Annotated in this window: 33 protein-coding genes and 1 pseudogene; all 34 read right to left on the bottom strand. The window is 35.9% G+C overall.

Annotated features, from left to right (window positions below):
* Nucleotides 1–122: 122 nt before the first annotated feature.
* Nucleotides 123–464 (bottom strand): 50S ribosomal protein L17, encoded by a 342-nt coding sequence (gene rplQ, locus N4A57_RS09655; protein WP_293657787.1) that lies wholly within the window; start codon nucleotides 462–464, stop codon nucleotides 123–125.
* Between the two features lie 23 nt (nucleotides 465–487).
* Complete coding sequence (locus N4A57_RS09650; protein WP_293657786.1) at nucleotides 488–1,435, bottom strand: DNA-directed RNA polymerase subunit alpha; 948 nt, start codon at nucleotides 1,433–1,435, stop codon at nucleotides 488–490.
* A 63-nt stretch (nucleotides 1,436–1,498) separates the two neighbouring features.
* Complete coding sequence (gene rpsD, locus N4A57_RS09645; RefSeq protein WP_293657785.1) at nucleotides 1,499–2,119, bottom strand: 30S ribosomal protein S4; 621 nt, start codon at nucleotides 2,117–2,119, stop codon at nucleotides 1,499–1,501.
* A gap of 23 nt (nucleotides 2,120–2,142) precedes the next feature.
* Nucleotides 2,143–2,529: a 30S ribosomal protein S11 gene (gene rpsK / locus N4A57_RS09640; RefSeq protein ID WP_293657784.1), complete on the bottom strand. Its 387-nt coding sequence runs from the start codon at nucleotides 2,527–2,529 to the stop codon at nucleotides 2,143–2,145.
* Between the two features lie 18 nt (nucleotides 2,530–2,547).
* Nucleotides 2,548–2,919 carry a 30S ribosomal protein S13 gene (gene rpsM / locus N4A57_RS09635; RefSeq protein ID WP_293657783.1) on the bottom strand — a complete coding sequence of 124 codons (372 nt, stop codon included), beginning with the start codon at nucleotides 2,917–2,919 and terminating at the stop codon, nucleotides 2,548–2,550.
* A gap of 152 nt (nucleotides 2,920–3,071) precedes the next feature.
* Nucleotides 3,072–3,185: a 50S ribosomal protein L36 gene (gene rpmJ / locus N4A57_RS09630; RefSeq protein ID WP_029267374.1), complete on the bottom strand. Its 114-nt coding sequence runs from the start codon at nucleotides 3,183–3,185 to the stop codon at nucleotides 3,072–3,074.
* A 17-nt stretch (nucleotides 3,186–3,202) separates the two neighbouring features.
* Entirely contained in the window at nucleotides 3,203–3,427 is a 225-nt protein-coding gene (gene infA, locus N4A57_RS09625; protein ID WP_095134799.1) for a translation initiation factor IF-1, read from the bottom strand.
* A 28-nt stretch (nucleotides 3,428–3,455) separates the two neighbouring features.
* On the bottom strand, nucleotides 3,456–3,734 hold the full coding sequence (locus tag N4A57_RS09620) for a KOW domain-containing RNA-binding protein (RefSeq protein ID WP_293657782.1): 279 nt from the start codon (nucleotides 3,732–3,734) through the stop codon (nucleotides 3,456–3,458).
* Between the two features lie 21 nt (nucleotides 3,735–3,755).
* On the bottom strand, nucleotides 3,756–4,502 hold the full coding sequence (gene map / locus N4A57_RS09615; protein ID WP_293657781.1) for a type I methionyl aminopeptidase: 747 nt from the start codon (nucleotides 4,500–4,502) through the stop codon (nucleotides 3,756–3,758).
* Nucleotides 4,503–4,504: 2 nt separating this feature from the next.
* The gene (locus tag N4A57_RS09610) at nucleotides 4,505–5,149 is read right to left on the bottom strand and encodes an adenylate kinase (protein ID WP_293657780.1); all 645 of its coding nucleotides are present in this window, start codon (nucleotides 5,147–5,149) and stop codon (nucleotides 4,505–4,507) included.
* Nucleotides 5,150–5,206: 57 nt separating this feature from the next.
* Nucleotides 5,207–6,484 (bottom strand): preprotein translocase subunit SecY, encoded by a 1,278-nt coding sequence (gene secY / locus N4A57_RS09605; protein ID WP_293657779.1) that lies wholly within the window; start codon nucleotides 6,482–6,484, stop codon nucleotides 5,207–5,209.
* A 1-nt stretch (nucleotide 6,485) separates the two neighbouring features.
* A complete protein-coding gene (rplO, locus tag N4A57_RS09600) occupies nucleotides 6,486–6,926 on the bottom strand; it encodes a 50S ribosomal protein L15 (RefSeq protein ID WP_293657778.1) in 441 nt (146 codons plus the stop codon).
* Between the two features lie 18 nt (nucleotides 6,927–6,944).
* The gene (gene rpmD, locus N4A57_RS09595; protein ID WP_293657777.1) at nucleotides 6,945–7,127 is read right to left on the bottom strand and encodes a 50S ribosomal protein L30; all 183 of its coding nucleotides are present in this window, start codon (nucleotides 7,125–7,127) and stop codon (nucleotides 6,945–6,947) included.
* Between the two features lie 14 nt (nucleotides 7,128–7,141).
* Nucleotides 7,142–7,648, bottom strand: coding sequence for a 30S ribosomal protein S5 (gene rpsE / locus N4A57_RS09590; RefSeq protein WP_293657776.1), 507 nt, complete (start codon nucleotides 7,646–7,648; stop codon nucleotides 7,142–7,144).
* 16 nt (nucleotides 7,649–7,664) lie between these two features.
* Nucleotides 7,665–8,021 (bottom strand): 50S ribosomal protein L18, encoded by a 357-nt coding sequence (gene rplR / locus N4A57_RS09585; protein WP_293657775.1) that lies wholly within the window; start codon nucleotides 8,019–8,021, stop codon nucleotides 7,665–7,667.
* Nucleotides 8,022–8,038: 17 nt separating this feature from the next.
* Nucleotides 8,039–8,578 carry a 50S ribosomal protein L6 gene (rplF, locus tag N4A57_RS09580; protein ID WP_293657774.1) on the bottom strand — a complete coding sequence of 180 codons (540 nt, stop codon included), beginning with the start codon at nucleotides 8,576–8,578 and terminating at the stop codon, nucleotides 8,039–8,041.
* A 30-nt stretch (nucleotides 8,579–8,608) separates the two neighbouring features.
* Nucleotides 8,609–9,007: a 30S ribosomal protein S8 gene (rpsH, locus tag N4A57_RS09575; RefSeq protein WP_293657773.1), complete on the bottom strand. Its 399-nt coding sequence runs from the start codon at nucleotides 9,005–9,007 to the stop codon at nucleotides 8,609–8,611.
* A 25-nt stretch (nucleotides 9,008–9,032) separates the two neighbouring features.
* The gene (locus N4A57_RS09570) at nucleotides 9,033–9,218 is read right to left on the bottom strand and encodes a type Z 30S ribosomal protein S14 (RefSeq protein WP_095134789.1); all 186 of its coding nucleotides are present in this window, start codon (nucleotides 9,216–9,218) and stop codon (nucleotides 9,033–9,035) included.
* 15 nt (nucleotides 9,219–9,233) lie between these two features.
* Entirely contained in the window at nucleotides 9,234–9,776 is a 543-nt protein-coding gene (gene rplE / locus N4A57_RS09565; RefSeq protein ID WP_293657772.1) for a 50S ribosomal protein L5, read from the bottom strand.
* A 29-nt stretch (nucleotides 9,777–9,805) separates the two neighbouring features.
* The gene (gene rplX / locus N4A57_RS09560; protein WP_293657771.1) at nucleotides 9,806–10,111 is read right to left on the bottom strand and encodes a 50S ribosomal protein L24; all 306 of its coding nucleotides are present in this window, start codon (nucleotides 10,109–10,111) and stop codon (nucleotides 9,806–9,808) included.
* Nucleotides 10,112–10,129: 18 nt separating this feature from the next.
* Nucleotides 10,130–10,498, bottom strand: coding sequence for a 50S ribosomal protein L14 (gene rplN, locus N4A57_RS09555; RefSeq protein WP_095134786.1), 369 nt, complete (start codon nucleotides 10,496–10,498; stop codon nucleotides 10,130–10,132).
* A 26-nt stretch (nucleotides 10,499–10,524) separates the two neighbouring features.
* Nucleotides 10,525–10,779 (bottom strand): 30S ribosomal protein S17, encoded by a 255-nt coding sequence (gene rpsQ, locus N4A57_RS09550; RefSeq protein WP_095134785.1) that lies wholly within the window; start codon nucleotides 10,777–10,779, stop codon nucleotides 10,525–10,527.
* A gap of 30 nt (nucleotides 10,780–10,809) precedes the next feature.
* Complete coding sequence (gene rpmC / locus N4A57_RS09545) at nucleotides 10,810–11,010, bottom strand: 50S ribosomal protein L29 (protein WP_095134784.1); 201 nt, start codon at nucleotides 11,008–11,010, stop codon at nucleotides 10,810–10,812.
* On the bottom strand, nucleotides 11,000–11,440 hold the full coding sequence (rplP, locus tag N4A57_RS09540) for a 50S ribosomal protein L16 (RefSeq protein WP_293657770.1): 441 nt from the start codon (nucleotides 11,438–11,440) through the stop codon (nucleotides 11,000–11,002). Before rplP ends, rpmC begins: the two co-directional genes overlap by 11 nt.
* 31 nt (nucleotides 11,441–11,471) lie before the next feature.
* A complete protein-coding gene (rpsC, locus tag N4A57_RS09535; protein ID WP_293657769.1) occupies nucleotides 11,472–12,272 on the bottom strand; it encodes a 30S ribosomal protein S3 in 801 nt (266 codons plus the stop codon).
* A gap of 16 nt (nucleotides 12,273–12,288) precedes the next feature.
* Nucleotides 12,289–12,624, bottom strand: coding sequence for a 50S ribosomal protein L22 (gene rplV, locus N4A57_RS09530; RefSeq protein WP_095134781.1), 336 nt, complete (start codon nucleotides 12,622–12,624; stop codon nucleotides 12,289–12,291).
* Between the two features lie 23 nt (nucleotides 12,625–12,647).
* Nucleotides 12,648–12,932: a 30S ribosomal protein S19 gene (gene rpsS, locus N4A57_RS09525; RefSeq protein ID WP_293657768.1), complete on the bottom strand. Its 285-nt coding sequence runs from the start codon at nucleotides 12,930–12,932 to the stop codon at nucleotides 12,648–12,650.
* Nucleotides 12,933–13,012: 80 nt separating this feature from the next.
* Nucleotides 13,013–13,846 (bottom strand): 50S ribosomal protein L2, encoded by an 834-nt coding sequence (rplB, locus tag N4A57_RS09520; protein ID WP_293657767.1) that lies wholly within the window; start codon nucleotides 13,844–13,846, stop codon nucleotides 13,013–13,015.
* Nucleotides 13,847–13,879: 33 nt separating this feature from the next.
* A complete protein-coding gene (rplW, locus tag N4A57_RS09515; RefSeq protein ID WP_293657766.1) occupies nucleotides 13,880–14,173 on the bottom strand; it encodes a 50S ribosomal protein L23 in 294 nt (97 codons plus the stop codon).
* Nucleotides 14,173–14,796 carry a 50S ribosomal protein L4 gene (gene rplD / locus N4A57_RS09510; protein WP_293657765.1) on the bottom strand — a complete coding sequence of 208 codons (624 nt, stop codon included), beginning with the start codon at nucleotides 14,794–14,796 and terminating at the stop codon, nucleotides 14,173–14,175. Before rplD ends, rplW begins: the two co-directional genes overlap by 1 nt.
* Before the next feature lie 30 nt (nucleotides 14,797–14,826).
* Nucleotides 14,827–15,456, bottom strand: a complete 630-nt coding sequence (gene rplC / locus N4A57_RS09505; protein WP_293657764.1) for a 50S ribosomal protein L3 — start codon at nucleotides 15,454–15,456, stop codon at nucleotides 14,827–14,829.
* Between the two features lie 105 nt (nucleotides 15,457–15,561).
* On the bottom strand, nucleotides 15,562–15,882 hold the full coding sequence (gene rpsJ / locus N4A57_RS09500) for a 30S ribosomal protein S10 (protein ID WP_095134775.1): 321 nt from the start codon (nucleotides 15,880–15,882) through the stop codon (nucleotides 15,562–15,564).
* Nucleotides 15,840–16,031 carry a hypothetical protein gene (locus tag N4A57_RS09495; RefSeq protein WP_293657763.1) on the bottom strand — a complete coding sequence of 64 codons (192 nt, stop codon included), beginning with the start codon at nucleotides 16,029–16,031 and terminating at the stop codon, nucleotides 15,840–15,842. Before N4A57_RS09495 ends, rpsJ begins: the two co-directional genes overlap by 43 nt.
* A 178-nt stretch (nucleotides 16,032–16,209) precedes the next feature.
* Nucleotides 16,210–16,411, bottom strand: a pseudogene (gene tuf, locus N4A57_RS09490) (elongation factor Tu); the annotation flags it as partial.

The following is a 16,411-nucleotide window of genomic DNA, read 5'->3' as shown; positions in this document are numbered from 1 at the left end:
ATTATATCAACAAATACTGAAAAAGTCTTTATGAGAAGTAGAATTTATATGGTATTATTACACTTAATTTCTATAATTTTATACTAAAAAGGGACTAAGTTCACACTTAATCCCTCAATCTATTATACTAATTCAAGAATAACCATCTCAGAAGCGTCGCCTCTTCTTGGTCCTAATTTCATTATTCTAGTGTATCCACCATTTCTTTCAGTATACTTTGGTGCGATCTCATCGAATACTTTTTTAGTAACATCTTTATCTAAAACAAAAGATTCTGCTTGACGTCTAGCATGAAGATCTCCTCTTTTACCAAGAGTTATCATCTTCTCAGCAAGCTTACGAGTTTCTTTAGCTCTTGTGATAGTAGTTGTTATTTTACCGTCTCTAAGTAAGCTTGTTACTAAGTTTCTTAACATAAGCTTTCTGTGACCAGTTGGACGGCCTAATTTACGATGTCCTGCCATTTCTTTCCCTCCTTCTAGCTATGCTATTCATCACTAGGTCTCAATCCTAGCGTTAGTTCATGCAATTTATGTTGAACTTCTTCAAGGGATTTCTTACCTAGGTTCCTTACCTTCATCATATCTTCTTCTGATTTCTCAGTAAGCTCTTGTACAGTATTTATTCCAGCTCTCTTTAAGCAGTTATATGATCTAACAGACAGTTCAAGCTCTTCAATAGTCATTTCCATAACTTTTTCCTTCTTGTCCTCTTCCTTTTCTACCATGATTTCTACATTTTCCACATGGTCAGTTAGATCAATGAACAATCTTAAGTGATCGTTCATTATTTTAGCTCCTAAAGAAACTCCCTCATCAGGTTTTATACTTCCATCCGTCCAAACCTCTAGAGTAAGCTTATCAAAGTCAGTCACTTGACCAACTCTTGTGTTCTCCACATGATAGCTAACTTTCTTTACAGGAGTATAGATAGAGTCAACTGGTAGTACACCAATTGGCATATTATCACTTTTATTATTTTCAGCTGGAACATATCCTCTTCCTTTAGCAAGAGCTATTTCCATAGCTAACTTAGAACCTTCTTCTAAAGTTGCAATATGAAGGTCAGTATTTAGTATTTCCACATCAGCATCTACAATAATATCTCCTGCAGTTACTAATCCTGGACCTTCCATATCAATCCTAACTACTTTTTCTTCATCAGAATTTAAGTTAGCTGCTAAAGATTTTAAATTAAGAATGATCTCTGTTACATCTTCCTTTACCCCTGGAATTGTTGAGAATTCGTGTAAAACTCCATCAATTTTAACCCATTTAACGGCTACGCCAGGTAATGAAGATAATAAAATTCTTCTTAAACTATTACCTAAAGTTATTCCATAACCCCTTTCAAGAGGTTCCACGACAAATTTCCCATAAGTAGATTCATCGTTTAATTCAACACATTCAACTTTTGGCTTTTCAATTTCAATCATTAACTTAACCCTCCTTGAAATTTTTTTTCATAAATATATGAGGGTAACTGATTCTACCTTCTATTACTTAGAGTATAACTCGACGATTAAGTGCTCTTCTATTGGAAGATCAACATCTGATCTGTTTGGAAGTGCAACTATTTTTCCCTCTAACTTCTCGAAGTTTGCTTCTACCCATGCAGGTACAGTCCTAGCTGCTTCTGCTAAAGCTTTAAACTTAGCTGAGCTTAAACTCTTTTCTTTTACTCCGATTACATCTCCTACAGAAATTAAGTATGAAGGAATATCTACCTTCTTACCATTTACTAAGAAATGTCCGTGTCTTACTAATTGTCTAGCTTCTTTTCTAGATGAAGCAAATCCCATTCTAAAAACTACATTATCTAGTCTAGTTTCTAAAACCTTTAAGAAGTTCTCACCAGTGATTCCTTCCATTTTTTCAGCTTGGTCAAAATACTTTCTGAATTGTCCTTCTAATAATCCATAATATCTCTTAACCTTTTGCTTCTCTCTTAATTGTAATCCATAGTTAGATAATTTTGTTCTTCTTTGTCCGTGTTGTCCTGGAGCATATGCTCTCTTAGAAACTGCACATTTATCTGAATAACATCTTTCACCTTTTAAATATAGCTTTTGTCCTTCTCGACGACAAAGTCTACAAGATGGTCCTGTATATCTTGCCATTATTATTACACCTCCTAATCTAATTAAACTCTTCTACGCTTTGGTGGTCTACAACCATTATGTGGAACTGGAGTTACATCCTTAATTAATGTAATTTCAAGTCCTGCTGTTTGTAATGCTCTAATTGCTGCTTCACGTCCTGAACCAGGTCCCTTAACGTAAACTTCTACAGTCTTTAAACCATGCTCCATAGCAGTTTTTGAAGCTGCTTCAGCTGCCATTTGTGCAGCAAAAGGAGTAGATTTTCTTGATCCTTTAAATCCTAATCCACCAGCACTAGCCCAAGAAAGAGCATTTCCTTGTAAATCAGTAAGAGTTACGATAGTGTTGTTGAATGTAGATTGAATATGCGCTTGACCACGTTCTATATTCTTACGCTCGCGTCTTTTTTTACGAACTTTTTTTGCCATGCCTTTTACCTCCTTTTCCTACTTCTTCTTCTTACGGCTTACAGCTCTCTTAGGTCCTTTTCTAGTTCTTGCATTAGTCTTAGTCTTTTGACCTCTCACTGGAAGACCTTTTCTGTGACGGATTCCTCTTAGGCATCCGATTTCTTGTAATCTCTTAATATTTAAAGATATTTCTCTTCTTAAATCACCTTCAACTGTGTATGAATCATCAATGATTTGTCTTAACTTTCCTACTTCTTCTTCAGTTAAGTCTCTAACTCTTGTATCAGCACCGATTCCAGCAGCTTCTAAAATATCATTAGATAAATTTCTTCCTATACCATAAATGTATGTTAATCCAATTTCGACTCTCTTGTCTCTTGGTAAGTCAACACCTGCGATTCTTGCCATTATGTTACACCTCCTAATATGTTATACTCCTTAAAAAGGCTTATATATTAATTAGGTATAAGTATACTTGGAAATGTCCAAACACCAGCCGCACTTATATCCTAACTAAACGCTTTTACCATTATATCAATTATTATTGTAATTTGCTACTATTAACCTTGTTTTTGTTTATGTTTTGGGTTTTCACAAATTACCATTACTTTACCTTTTCTCTTTATGATCTTACATTTTTCGCAAATAGGCTTAACTGAAGCTCTTACCTTCACTGTTATCCCTCCTTAGATTACTTACCCTTGCCTCTCCAGGTAATTCTTCCTCTTGTCAGGTCATAAGGTGACAATTCTATAGTAACAGTATCACCAGGTAAAATTCTGATGAAATTCATTCTTAATTTTCCTGATATATGAGCCAATATTTCATGGCCATTTTCTAATTTTACTTTAAACATAGCATTAGGTAAAGCCTCAACAACTGTACCTTGCACTTCTATTACATCGCTTTTAGCCATAGGAACTTTCTACCTCCTATTTTCTGAATCAATTTAGATCCAGTTTCTCAAGTTCTTTGCGTAAAAGCAAATTAGTTATTTTGTCGTCATTTAAAACTCTTTTTCTGACTTCTTCACTTATTAAATTATATATTAATAAGTGCTTAACTTTTTTCCTTTTTAAGTTATCTACTTTTCGCAAATCGCCATCTGCTATTAGTACATATTGACAGTCAACTTTTTTGATAACAATAAAGTTTCTATCTTTGTCCCTTCCAGCCTTTGACTTAACTATCTGACCCACGGAAAGTTCATCAATTTTATTCATGATGTTCTCACCTACCTGACTTTAAATAGTGGTTAATATTATTGGTTCTTCTTCTGTTATAGCTACTGAATGTTCATAATGGGCAGAATACTTACCATCTATAGTAACTACAGTCCAGTTGTCTAACAAAGTTTTTACATGATATGATCCCATATTTACCATGGGTTCAATAGCTAAAACCATTCCTGATTTTAATCTTGGCCCTTTACCAGGTAATCCGAAGTTCGGAATTTGAGGGTCCTCATGCATATTTTGACCGATTCCATGTCCTACAAAATCTCTAACCACTGAAAATCCATTTTCCTCCACATACTTTTGAACAGCATGGGAAATATCAGATAATCTATAGCCTTCTTTGCAAAACTTCAAACCTTCATAAAAGCTTTGTTTTGTAACTTCAATAAGCGCTGACGCTTCTTCCCTTACATTTCCCACTGGATGGGTTCTTGCCGCATCTCCATAATAACCATTAATAACAGCACCAATATCTATACTTATAATATCGCCATCTTCTAAAGTTTTTAATCCAGGTATGCCGTGGACTACCTCTTCATTTACAGATGCACAAATAGTTGCTGGAAATCCATGATATCCTTTGAAAGCTGGTATGGCGCCATGCTTTCTGATCTCATTTTCTGCAATATGATCTAATTCTTTAGTAGTAATACCAGGCTTTATATGCTCTTTTAAAAGTTCATGAGTATATGCTACGATTTTACCCGCTTCTTCCATATACTCAATTTCCTTTTTTGATTTTATAATAATCATATCTAAGCTCCTAAAGCCTTTACTATATCGTCAAATACCTTATTAATGTCCTGTTGGCCATCAATAGTCACTAGTATACCTTTTTCTTTATAATAGTCAATTAGTGGTTGAGTTTCATTGATGTAAACTTCAATTCTCTTAGATACAGTTTCTGCCGTATCATCAGCTCTTTGATAAAGCTCTCCACCACATTTGTCACATAGACCTTCTTGTTTAGCTGGATTAAATTCAATGTGGAATGTAGCTCCACATTCTTTACAGATTCTTCTCCCTACAGCTCTTCCAACTAACACTTCCTTATCCACATTTATATTAACTACTTCATTTAAGTTAACTTCCATGTTTTTAAGTGCTTCATCTAAAGCTCTTGCTTGATTTACTGTTCTTGGAAATCCATCAAGTAGAAATCCTTCTTTGCAATCCGCTTCTTCTAGTCGGTCTTTAACAATTGCTACTACTATTTCATCAGGAACTAGTAGACCCTTATCTATATATTCTTTGGCTTTTACACCTAGATCTGTTTTCTCTTTTATATTCTTTCTGAAAATATCTCCAGTAGATATATGTGGTACATTATATTTCTCAACTATGCCTGCAGCTTGTGTTCCTTTTCCTGCACCTGGAGGTCCTAATAATATTAGTCTCACAAACATCATCTCCTAGAATTGAAGTTACATGGGGAAACATCCCCCATTGTATCTTCCTTATTTTAAGAACCCTTGATAATGTCTCATCATCATCTGAGCTTCTATTTGTTTACTAGTTTCTAGCGCAACACCTACTACAATCAATAATGAAGTCCCACCAAACCTCATACTGAAGTTTGTAAACTGCATAACTAATGTTGGCATTACTGCTATACCAGCAAGGAAAACAGCTCCTGCTAAAGTGATTCTTGTTAACACTCTGTTTAAGTACTCAGCAGTAGGCTTTCCTGGTCTTATACCTGGAATAAATCCACCTTGCTTCTTCATATTATCTGCAACTTCTACAGGATTAAATGTAACCGCTGTATAGAAGTATGTAAAAAATATGATTAATATTATATTTAAAACTGAGTATATCCACACACCAGGCGTTCCCGCTGGAGATAACCATTTTTGCACAAACGCACTAAAAGCTCCACCTTGGAAAAAATAAGTTAACGTTAGTGGAAATTGTAATAGTGATACGGCAAAAATTACTGGGATAACTCCCGATTGATTTACCTTAAGTGGTATATGAGTTGAGTGACCTCCGTACATTTTTCTGCCAACAACTCTTTTTGCATATTGTACTGGGATCTTTCTGGTTCCCTGTTGAATTGCTACTACTCCTGCTATAACGAATACTGCTAATACAGCAAATATTACTAAAGAAATTATGGAAATTTCATTGGCATCCCATTTAGCATATGTTTGTGCTATTCCTAATGGAATTCTAGAAACTATCCCAGTAAAGATAATTAAAGAAATACCATTACCAATGCCATTTTCAGTTATTTGTTCTCCTAACCACATTAAGAAAGCAGTTCCAGCAGTTAAAGTTACAACTACTACAGCAACAGACCAGAAACTAGTATCTATTAATGCTTGTCTAAATAAACCAACACTAACTCCTGTAGCTTGAACTAAAGCTAGTATTACAGTTCCATATCTAGTATACTGAGCAATTTTCTTTCTTCCTTCTTCACCTTCTCTAGCTAATACCTCAAGACTTGGAATAGCTATAGTTAGAAGTTGCATTATAATAGATGCTGTAATGTATGGAGTAATACTTAAAGCAAATATTGTAAATTTACCAAAAGCACCCCCTGAGAATAGATTGAATAAATCAAACAATCCACTCTCAGAGTTTCCAAACATTTGTTGAATCACTTCTACTTTCATACCGGGAACTGGTATAACAGAACCTAATCTAAATATAAGCATCATACCCAAGGTGTATAATATCCTTCTTCTTAAATCAGGAATTTTCCAAGCATTCTTTAGGGTAGTAAGCAATCTAGATCACCTCTGCCTTCCCTCCAGCAGCTTCAATCTTTTCGATCGCAGACTTACTGAATTTATGAGCACGTACTTCTATTTTCTTTTCTATGTTTCCGTCTCCTAAAATCTTAACACCATCTACAATCTTGCTGATTGTACCAGTTTCTAATAATAATTCTGGAGTTACGATAGTTCCTTCTTCGAACTTGTTTAAAGTTTCAACATTTATGATAGCCCAAACTTTCTTGAATGGGTTAGTGAAACCTCTCTTCGGTAGTCTTCTATATAAAGGCATTTGTCCACCTTCGAACCCAGCCTTGATATTTCCACCGCTACGAGACTTTTGTCCGTCTTGACCACGTCCAGCTGTTTTACCTTGTCCAGTGGCAGTACCTCTTCCAAGTCTCTTTCTGTTCTTAGTGGAACCCTGTGCTGGTTTTAATTCATGTAGCTTCATGGTTACACCTCCTTAGATCTATATTTCTTCAACTTTTACTAAGTGATCTACTTTCGCAATCATACCTCTCATTTGAGGATTATCTGGTTTTTCAACCGTTTGATGTAATTTTTTTAGTCCTAGCGCTTCTATGTTCTTTCTATGTTGAGGCTTGGACCCGATAGTACTCTTTACTAATGTTATTTTTAACATTTTAGCCAAGGTCTTCCCCTCCTCTAACCTAATAATTCTTCTATAGTCTTACCTCTAAGTTTTGCAACTTGTTCAGCAGACTTTAATTCTTTTAATCCAGCCATAGTAGCATTTACCATGTTTCTAGAATTGTTAGTTCCTAAAGACTTTGCTCTTACATCCTTAATTCCTGCTAATTCTAATACTGCACGTACTGGACCTCCAGCGATAACTCCTGTACCTTCTCCTGCTGGCATTAATAAAACATTTCCAGCTCCAAATATACCTCTTATTCTATGTGGAATCGTTGTTCCAACTCTAGGAACAAAGATTAAGTTCTTCTTAGCAGCTTCAATAGCTTTTCTTACGGCTTCTGGAATTTCTTGTGCTTTTCCAGAACCCATACCAACATGACCGTTTCCATCTCCAACTACTACAGTAGCACTGAATCTGAAAGTTCTACCACCTTTAACAACCTTAGTAACACGGCTAATGTTGATAACTTTTTCTTGTAAGTCTAAATTGCTCGCATCTATCATTTGACGGCGCATTCTTTTCCCTCCTTTACTAGAATTGTAGTCCAGCTTCTCTTGCACCTTCAGCTAGTTCTTTAACTCTTCCGTGATAAATGTATCCACCTCTATCGAAAACAACCTCTTTGATTCCCTTTTCGATAGCTCTCTTTGCAACTAATTCTCCAACTAGTTTAGCAGCTTCCTTATTGCTAGCGTTAGCTACTTTTTCTTTAATTTCTTTATCTAAAGTAGAAGCAGAAGCTAAAGTGTTTCCAGCCACATCATCAATAACTTGAGCGTAAACGTTGTTTAAACTTCTAAATACATTTAATCTTGGTCGTTCAGGAGTTCCAGATACTTTCTTACGTACTCTGGCATGTCTTGTTTGACGAGTTTTATTCTTGCTCACTTTATTTCACTCCTTTCCTATTTACCTGTTTTACCTTCCTTACGGCGAATTACTTCATCAGCATACTTGATTCCCTTACCCTTGTATGGCTCAGGCTCTCTCCAAGATCTGATCTTAGCAGCGTAGTTTCCTACAGCTTGCTTGTTTATTCCTTTTACGATAATCTCGTTAGTTCCGTTAACTTCTGTAGTAAGACCTTCTGGATCTACCATTTCTACAGGATGAGAGAAACCTAAAGATAAGTTTAATTTCTTACCTTGCTTAGCAACACGGTATCCAACTCCAACAACTTGTAACTTCTTTTCGTATCCTTTAGTTACACCAGTGATCATATTGTCAATTAATGTACGGCTAAGTCCATGTAATGATCTGTGTACCTTGTTGTTTGTTGGTCTCTCAACAGTTAAAGTATTTTCTTCTATATTAACCTTAATAGCTTCGTTAATTTGCTCTGATAATTCTCCCTTAGGTCCTTTTACAGTAACAAGATTTTTGTCGTTTACTGTAACTTCTACACCTGCAGGGATAGTAATCGGCTGTTTACCTATTCTTGACATTGCTGCACCTCCTATACCTAAAGATATCTATTACCAAACGTAGCAGATAACTTCTCCACCAGTTCCTAATTTTCTAGCTTCTTTATCTGTAACAATACCGTTAGAAGTAGAAAGGATTGCTATTCCAAGCCCTCCTAATACCTTTGGTATTTGATCTTTCTTAGCGTATACTCTTAATCCTGGCTTTGATATTTTCTTTAATCCGCTTACAACTTTTTCACCTTGTGCTCCGTACTTCATTTGGATTCTTACAATTCCTTGTAATCCATCTTCGATTACATCATATCCTTTGATGAAACCTTCACTTAATAATATTTCAGCAATAGCTTTCTTCATCTTAGAAGCTGGAACGTCAACAGTATCATGTTTAACAACGTTAGCATTTCTAATACGAGTCAGCATATCCGCGATTGGATCTGTCATAGTCATGGTGTATACCTCCTTCCCTATATTCCTACCAGCTTGCTTTTCTTACTCCTGGTATTTCACCTTTATAAGCTAATTCTCTAAAGCAAATACGGCAAATACCAAATTTTCTTAAATAAGCATGTGGTCTTCCGCATATTCTACATCTATTGTATTCTCTTGTTGAGTACTTTTGCTTTCTTTGCTGTTTAACTACAAGAGCTTTTCTAGCCACAGTGTTCCCTCCTAACTATTTAGCGAATGGCATACCTAATGATTGTAATAACTCACGAGATTCTTCATCAGTCTTCGCAGTTGTTACAAATATAATATCCATTCCTCTTACTTTATCAACCTTATCATATTCTATTTCAGGGAATATTAATTGCTCCTTAAGTCCTAATGCATAGTTACCTCTTCCGTCAAATGCGTTCTTCTTAACACCTTTGAAGTCTCTAAGTCTTGGTAACGCAACATTGAATAATCTATCCATGAACTCATACATTTTTTCGCCTCTTAAAGTTACTTTCGCTCCTATTGGCATACCTGCTCTGATTTTAAAGTTCGCAACAGATTTCTTAGCTCTAGTTATAACTGGCTTTTGTCCTGCTATAGTAGCTAATTCCTCTACAGCTACTTCCATGATTTTAGAATTGTCTTTAGCTTCTCCTAAACCCATGTTGATTACTATTTTTTCTACTTTTGGTAATTCCATAACATTAGAGTAGTTGAACTTCTCCATTAATGCTTTAGTAGATTCATTTCTATACTTTTCTTTTAATCTAGCTGTCATCTCGTTAACCTCCCTTCAACTACTTAGTATTATATAATCTCTCCGGACTTTTTAGATACTCTTACTTTTTTACCGTTTTCTATTTTAAATCCTACTCTTGTAGGAGCTTTTGCCTTTTCGTCCCAAAGCATTACGTTAGATACGTGAATTGCTCCTGGTTGCTCCATGATTCCACCTTGTTGAACCTTAGCATTTGGCTTTTGGTGCTTCTTTTGAATGTTAACACCTTCAACGATTACTCTGCTTTTCTTTGGAAGAGCTTCTAATACTTTACCCTTCTTACCTTTATCTTTTCCAGCAATAATAACTACTGTATCACCTTTTTTAACGTGCATCTACTACACCTCCTCGAACTATAATACTTCTGGTGCAAGTGAAACGATTTTCATAAAATCTTTTTCTCTTAACTCTCTTGCTACCGGTCCGAAAATACGAGTTCCTACAGGGTTCTTATCTTCTTTGATTACAACCGCCGCATTCTCATCAAATTTTATATAACTTCCGTCGTTTCTTCTAGCTCCACTTACTGTTCTAACAACTACAGCCTTAACTACTTGACCTTTTTTAACAACTCCGCCTGGTGTTGCATGTTTAACGGCACAAACAATTACATCACCTATGTTAGCGTACTTACGCTTTGATCCACCTAAAACTCTAATGCATAGTAATTCCTTAGCACCTGAGTTATCTGCAACTTTTAAGCGAGTTTCTTGTTGTATCATATGGTATACCTCCCTCCGCTTTTAACTTACTTAGCTCTCTCCATAATTTCAACTAATCTCCATCTCTTATCTTTGCTTAATGGTCTAGTTTCCATAATTCTTACTCTATCTCCAATGTTACATTGGTTATTTTCGTCATGAGCTTTGAACTTCTTAGTTCTCTTAACGGCTTTTCCGTATATTGGGTGACGTACAAAATCTTCTACTGCAACAGTGATAGTTTTTTCCATCTTGTCACTTACTACACGACCTACTCTAGTCTTTCTTCTATTTCTTTCCACGAGTTAAGCCCTCCTTTCGACTATCTATAATTACTTTTCCATGTTTAATTCTTTTTCTCTAAGGATGGTCTTAGTACGAGCAATCTCCTTACGAACAGATTTAACTTTCATAGGATTCTCTAATTGACCTGTAGCTAATTGGAATCTTAAGTTAAATAACTCATTTTTTAACTCTATTAACTTACCATTTAACTCTTGTACAGTCATATCATGAAGCTTATTAGCTTTCATTAGCTTCACCACCCTTTTCCAATTCTTGACGTGTTACAAATTTACACTTTATAGGTAATTTGTTTATAGCAAGTCTCATAGCTTCTCTAGCTGTATCCTCTGGAACACCCGCTAATTCAAACATAACTCTACCTGGCTTTACAACTGCAACCCAATATTCTGGTGAACCTTTACCAGCACCCATACGAGTTTCTGCAGGCTTTTGTGTTACTGGCTTATGAGGGAATATTTTAATCCAAACTTTTCCCCCTCTTTTAATGTATCTAGTCATAGCAACTCTGGCAGCTTCTATTTGTCTTGAAGTAATCCAGGCTGGCTCTAGTGCCATTATACCAAAATCACCGTATGTTACTTTGTTACCTCTTTGCGCAACACCTGTCATTCTGCCTCTGTGCACTCTACGACGCTTAACTCTTTTAGGCATTAACATCGTCTGTATCCTCCTTCCCTAGCTTCAAAATTTACTTGTTTGCTTGTCCGTTATTTTCTCTTCTCTTGAAGTTATTTCTTTTATCATTTCTGTTATTTCTTCTGTCATTTCTTGGCTTTCTATTGTCTCTGTTGAAGTTTTTATCTCTGTTAGCTCTTCTTTGTGCCTTTACTTCTTCAGCAGTTTGAGGAAGAACTTCTCCATGATTTATCCAAACTTTAACACCAATTTTTCCGTAAGTTGTATCTGCTTCAGCAAATCCATAGTCAATGTTAGCTCTAATTGTATGTAGAGGAACATTTCCTTCATGGTACATTTCATTTCTAGCCATTTCAGCTCCGCCAAGTCTTCCTGACACCATAACTTTAATACCTGGTACTCCAGCTCTCATAGCTCTTTGAATAGCTTGCTTCATAGCTCTTCTGAAAGATACTCTTCTTTCTAATGAAAATGCTACGTTTTCTGCTACTAATTGAGCATCCTTTTCTGATCTTCTTACTTCGTTAACGTTAATGAAAACTGTTTTTACATCTCCAGATTTGTTAACTAATTTTTCAATATCTTTTCTTAAAGTTTCTACTCCAGAACCGCCTTTTCCGATAACCATTCCTGGCTTAGCTGTGAAAATATTCACTTTAACCTTATTATTAGCCGCTCTTTCGATTACAACTTTAGAAATTCCAGATGTATAAAGTTTGTTTTTTACAAACTTACGAATCTTGTTATCTTCGATTAAAAGGTCTGCAAAGTTTTTCTTATCCGCATACCACTTTGAGTCCCAGTCCTTAATAACTCCAACTCTTAATCCGTTTGGATTTACCTTTTGACCCATGCGTTATCCCTCCTTTTTAAGCTCTTTCTTTTAGTACTACATCTATATGACTACTTCTCTTTAATATTCTCATTCCACGACCCATAGAACCTGCTCTCCATCTCTTCATTGTAGGTCCTTGGTTAGCGTTAACTGCAGCTACATATAACTTATCTGCATCCATTTCGTGGTTATTCTCAGCATTTGCCTTAGCTGACTTAATAACTTTAGCAAGTACAGCAGCTCCTGCTCTAGGTGTATATTCTAAAACTGCTAATGCCTCATCAGCATTCATGCCTCTAACCATGTCCGTAATAGGCTTTAATTTTCTTGGAGATATACGTACATATTTTGCTATAGCTCTAGCTTCCACTTGGATAACCTCCTTTCGTTTATCTATCTTCTAACTTTTGATGATTTTTCATCACCAGCGTGTCCTCTGAAAGTTCTAGTTGGAGCAAATTCTCCTAATTTGTGTCCAACCATATCCTCTGTAACATATACAGGAACGTGCTTTCTTCCATCATAAACGGCTATAGTGTGTCCAATCATTTGTGGGAATATAGTTGACGCTCTTGACCAAGTCTTTACTACTTTCTTGTCGCCAGCCGTATTCATTTCTTCTATTCTATTTAAAAGTTTTGCTTCTACAAAAGGTCCCTTTTTAAGTGATCTACCCATTGTTAATCCTCCCTTCGGTATCTATATAAACCGAGGACTATGAGGCCAAGGTCCATCTTTCCATGACCTCTTTCCCTCTATTACTTTTGATTTCTTTTCTTAACGATAAATTTATCAGAAGCTTTGTTTTTCTTTCTTGTCTTGTATCCAAGAGCTGGTTTACCCCAAGGAGTAACAGGAGAAGGTCTACCGATAGGTGATCTACCTTCACCACCACCATGTGGATGGTCATTAGGATTCATTACAGAACCTCTTACTGTAGGTCTGATACCCATATGTCTCTTACGTCCAGCTTTACCGATTGTGATATTTTCATGGTCTAAGTTTCCTACTTGACCTATTGTAGCTTTACAATTAACACTAATATATCTAACTTCACCAGATGGTAATCTTACTTGTGCATATTTATCTTCCTTAGCCATTAATTGAGCAGAGTTTCCAGCTGATCTTACTAACTGTGCTCCCTTTCCTGGCTTCATTTCGATATTATGAATAACTGTACCTACTGGTATATTTTTAAGTGGTAATGCATTTCCTACTTTGATATCTGCTTCTGGTCCAGATACGATTGTGCTTCCTACTACTAACTTATTTGGAGCAACGATATATCTCTTTTCTCCATCTGCATATGTTAATAATGCAATGTTAGCACTTCTATTTGGATCATACTCGATTGCAGTTACCTTTGCAGGGATACCGTCTTTATTTCTTTTAAAATCTATAATTCTGTATTTTCTTTTAGCTCCGCCACCTTTATGACGAACTGTGATCTTACCATGTGCATTTCTTCCAGCAGTTTTCTTAAGTGGTACTAATAATGACTTTTCTGGCTCTTTCTTAGTTATTTCTTCAAAAGTTGAAACAGTCATATGTCTTACCGCTGGAGAAGTCGGTCTAAAACTTTTGATACCCATGCTTTTTCCCTCCTTTTTCTTAACGGTTTACTATTACATCATGCTTTCGAAGAATTCGATTCCATTACTATCTTGAGTTAACGTAATAACAGCCTTCTTTCTGTCAGCTCTCTTACCCATGTGTTTACCCATTCTCTTAACCTTACCAACTACCTTTATAAGGTTAACTTTAGCAACTTTAACTCCGAATACAGCTTCAACAGCTTGTTTTACTTCTGTTTTATTAGCTCTCATGTCTACTTCAAAAGTATACTTTCTATCTGCCATGCCATCCATACTTTTTTCACTGATAACAGGCTTTTTAATTACATCATATGGAGTTCTCATTATGCGTACACCTCCTCTATCTTAGCAACAGCTTCTTTAGTAACAATGAAGTTGTTATGGTTTAAGATGTCATATACGTTTAATGCTCCTACTATTGTAGTAGTCACTCCAGGAATGTTGCTAGCAGATTTGATTACCTTTTCGTCCACTTCAGGTAATACGATTAATGCCTTCTTGCCAGCTTTAACGTTTGATAGAATATTAATCATATCCTTAGTCTTAAATGTTTCTAATGCTAATTCATCTAAAACTATCATTTCACTTTCCTTAACCTTAGAACTTAAAGCAGACTTCATTGCAAGACGCTTAACTTTCTTAGGTAGTGTATATCTGTAGTCTCTTGGCTTTGGTGCGAATACAACTCCACCACCAACCCATTGTGGAGATCTAGTACTTCCCTGACGAGCTCTACCAGTTCCCTTTTGTCTCCAAGGCTTTCTTCCGCCACCTCTAACTTCCGCTCTAGTTTTAGCAGATTGAGTACCTTGTCTTTGATTTGCTAAGTAGTTCTTAACAACCTCATGTAATACACTTGCATTTATTTCAGCTCCGAAGATGTTTTCACTTAATTCAATGTCACCTACTTGTTGACCTGAAACATTGATTATATCAACCTTTGGCATTTCAATTCCTCCCTTCTGTAGCTAGATTTATTACTTAGCTTTTACACTTTCTTTTATTGTTACAACTCCACCCTTAGGTCCTGGAATTGCACCTTTAACTAAAATTAGATTTCTTTCAACATCCACTTTAGCCACTTCTAAATTTTGAACAGTAACACGCTCATTACCCATTCTTCCAGCCATTTTCATGCCCTTGAACACTCTTGATGGATAAGAACTTGCTCCTAATGATCCTGGTCCTCTGTGGTACTTAGAACCATGACTCATAGGTCCTCTTGATTGGTTATGTCTCTTAATTGGACCTTGAGTTCCTTTACCTTTAGAAGTTCCAACTACATCAATCTTAGCTCCAGCTTCGAAGATATCAGCTTTAATTTCTTGTCCTATTTCATATCCTGTTACATCATCAATTCTAACTTCTCTTACAACTTTCTTAGCAGCTACTCCAGCCTTCTCAAAGTGTCCCTTTTCTGGCTTTATAACTTGCTTTTCCTTTTTATCTTCAAATCCAATTTGAATAGCGTTGTAACCATCAGTTTCAACAGTCTTTACTTGAGTAACATGAACTGGACCAGCTTCAACAACTGTTACAGGAATTACAATTCCCTCTTCTGTGAAGATTTGAGTCATTCCTAATTTTCTTCCTAAAATTTGTTTCATTTGTTACACCTCCTAATTTTCTTACAGCGGATTACACCTTTTCATGCAATCATACTAAGTAGAGGCAAATCTATATAAACCTATATCTTAGTATCTACACTTTTACTATAATTTAATTTCAATATCAACACCAGCTGGTAAATCTAATCTCATTAAAGAGTCTACAGTCTTAGGTGTTGGGCTTAAAATATCAATTAATCTCTTGTGAGTTCTTTGTTCAAATTGTTCTCTAGAGTCTTTGTACTTATGAACAGCTCTTAAGATAGTAATGATTTGCTTTTCAGTTGGTAGTGGCACTGGACCAGATACCTCAGCACCTGTCTTCTTAGCCGTTTCAACTATTTTCTCAGCAGATTGATCTAATATTTTGTGATCATATGCTTTTAATCTGATTCTGATTTTTTGCTTTCCCTTGCTGTTTGCCATGTTATTTCCCTCCTTTTCATCGCACGCATTTTTTGCTCAAAACGTACAACGAGAACCTCGGTACACTCTTCCAGGTGTTTCTTATCTTTTAAAGAAACAGAGAGCTCACGAAATCCTGTCGCCCATTTCACTGAACGGACATTCTCCATGAAAATTTCCCCTTATTACAGCGGCAACCTTTCATTTCATTGCAGTCCTGCAAACACACTATTATAGTATAGTGCATCTTTCTATTTTTGGCAAGTATTTATTTGACTTTTTTTAAAAAAATTATTTAAAATATAGCCGAGTTAAACTCGGCTATATCATTAAACTTCAAATAATCAATTATTCGATGATTGAAGCAACTACTCCAGCTCCAACTGTTCTTCCACCTTCTCTGATAGCGAATCTTAATCCTTCTTCGATAGCGATTGGTGTGATTAATTCGATTTCCATTTGTACGTTATCTCCAGGCATACACATTTCTACACCTTCTGGTAATGCGATTGATCCTGTTACGTCAGTTGTTCTGAAGTAAAACTGTGGT

This window comes from Anaeromicrobium sp. (genome assembly GCF_025210435.1).
Classification (GTDB): Bacteria; Bacillota; Clostridia; order Peptostreptococcales; family Thermotaleaceae; genus Anaeromicrobium.
The sequence above is the reverse complement of the archived record's forward strand: the minus strand, read 5'-3'. Positions and strand labels throughout refer to the sequence as shown.

What these genes read in the sequence shown, in the direction of transcription:
- rpmC (WP_095134784.1), bottom strand. Translation starts at nt 11,010, where the DNA reads ATGAAAGCTAATAAGCTTCATGATATGACTGTACAAGAGTTAAATGGT.
- map (WP_293657781.1), bottom strand. Translation starts at nt 4,502, where the DNA reads ATGATTATTATAAAATCAAAAAAGGAAATTGAGTATATGGAAGAAGCG.
- infA (WP_095134799.1), bottom strand. Translation starts at nt 3,427, where the DNA reads ATGGCTAAAAGCGATGTAATAGAAGTGCAAGGTACAGTTGTTGAGGCT.
- rplX (WP_293657771.1), bottom strand. Translation starts at nt 10,111, where the DNA reads ATGCACGTTAAAAAAGGTGATACAGTAGTTATTATTGCTGGAAAAGAT.
- rplB (WP_293657767.1), bottom strand. Translation starts at nt 13,846, where the DNA reads ATGGGTATCAAAAGTTTTAGACCGACTTCTCCAGCGGTAAGACATATG.
- rpsJ (WP_095134775.1), bottom strand. Translation starts at nt 15,882, where the DNA reads ATGGCAAACAGCAAGGGAAAGCAAAAAATCAGAATCAGATTAAAAGCA.
- rplN (WP_095134786.1), bottom strand. Translation starts at nt 10,498, where the DNA reads ATGATACAACAAGAAACTCGCTTAAAAGTTGCAGATAACTCAGGTGCT.
- rplE (WP_293657772.1), bottom strand. Translation starts at nt 9,776, where the DNA reads ATGACAGCTAGATTAAAAGAAAAGTATAGAAATGAATCTACTAAAGCA.
- N4A57_RS09620 (WP_293657782.1), bottom strand. Translation starts at nt 3,734, where the DNA reads ATGAATAAAATTGATGAACTTTCCGTGGGTCAGATAGTTAAGTCAAAG.
- rpsS (WP_293657768.1), bottom strand. Translation starts at nt 12,932, where the DNA reads ATGGGTAGATCACTTAAAAAGGGACCTTTTGTAGAAGCAAAACTTTTA.
- rpsC (WP_293657769.1), bottom strand. Translation starts at nt 12,272, where the DNA reads ATGGGTCAAAAGGTAAATCCAAACGGATTAAGAGTTGGAGTTATTAAG.
- N4A57_RS09650 (WP_293657786.1), bottom strand. Translation starts at nt 1,435, where the DNA reads ATGATTGAAATTGAAAAGCCAAAAGTTGAATGTGTTGAATTAAACGAT.
- rplC (WP_293657764.1), bottom strand. Translation starts at nt 15,456, where the DNA reads ATGAAACAAATTTTAGGAAGAAAATTAGGAATGACTCAAATCTTCACA.
- rplD (WP_293657765.1), bottom strand. Translation starts at nt 14,796, where the DNA reads ATGCCAAAGGTTGATATAATCAATGTTTCAGGTCAACAAGTAGGTGAC.
- rpsH (WP_293657773.1), bottom strand. Translation starts at nt 9,007, where the DNA reads ATGACTATGACAGATCCAATCGCGGATATGCTGACTCGTATTAGAAAT.
- rpsM (WP_293657783.1), bottom strand. Translation starts at nt 2,919, where the DNA reads ATGGCAAGAATCGCAGGTGTTGACTTACCAAGAGACAAGAGAGTCGAA.
- rpsK (WP_293657784.1), bottom strand. Translation starts at nt 2,529, where the DNA reads ATGGCAAAAAAAGTTCGTAAAAAAAGACGCGAGCGTAAGAATATAGAA.
- N4A57_RS09495 (WP_293657763.1), bottom strand. Translation starts at nt 16,031, where the DNA reads ATGGAGAATGTCCGTTCAGTGAAATGGGCGACAGGATTTCGTGAGCTC.
- rplP (WP_293657770.1), bottom strand. Translation starts at nt 11,440, where the DNA reads ATGTTAATGCCTAAAAGAGTTAAGCGTCGTAGAGTGCACAGAGGCAGA.
- rplF (WP_293657774.1), bottom strand. Translation starts at nt 8,578, where the DNA reads ATGTCAAGAATAGGTAAACAGCCGATTACTATCCCTGCAGGTGTAGAA.
- rpsD (WP_293657785.1), bottom strand. Translation starts at nt 2,119, where the DNA reads ATGGCAAGATATACAGGACCATCTTGTAGACTTTGTCGTCGAGAAGGA.
- rplQ (WP_293657787.1), bottom strand. Translation starts at nt 464, where the DNA reads ATGGCAGGACATCGTAAATTAGGCCGTCCAACTGGTCACAGAAAGCTT.
- rpsE (WP_293657776.1), bottom strand. Translation starts at nt 7,648, where the DNA reads ATGCGCCGTCAAATGATAGATGCGAGCAATTTAGACTTACAAGAAAAA.
- rplO (WP_293657778.1), bottom strand. Translation starts at nt 6,926, where the DNA reads ATGAAGCTACATGAATTAAAACCAGCACAGGGTTCCACTAAGAACAGA.
- rplW (WP_293657766.1), bottom strand. Translation starts at nt 14,173, where the DNA reads ATGAGAACTCCATATGATGTAATTAAAAAGCCTGTTATCAGTGAAAAA.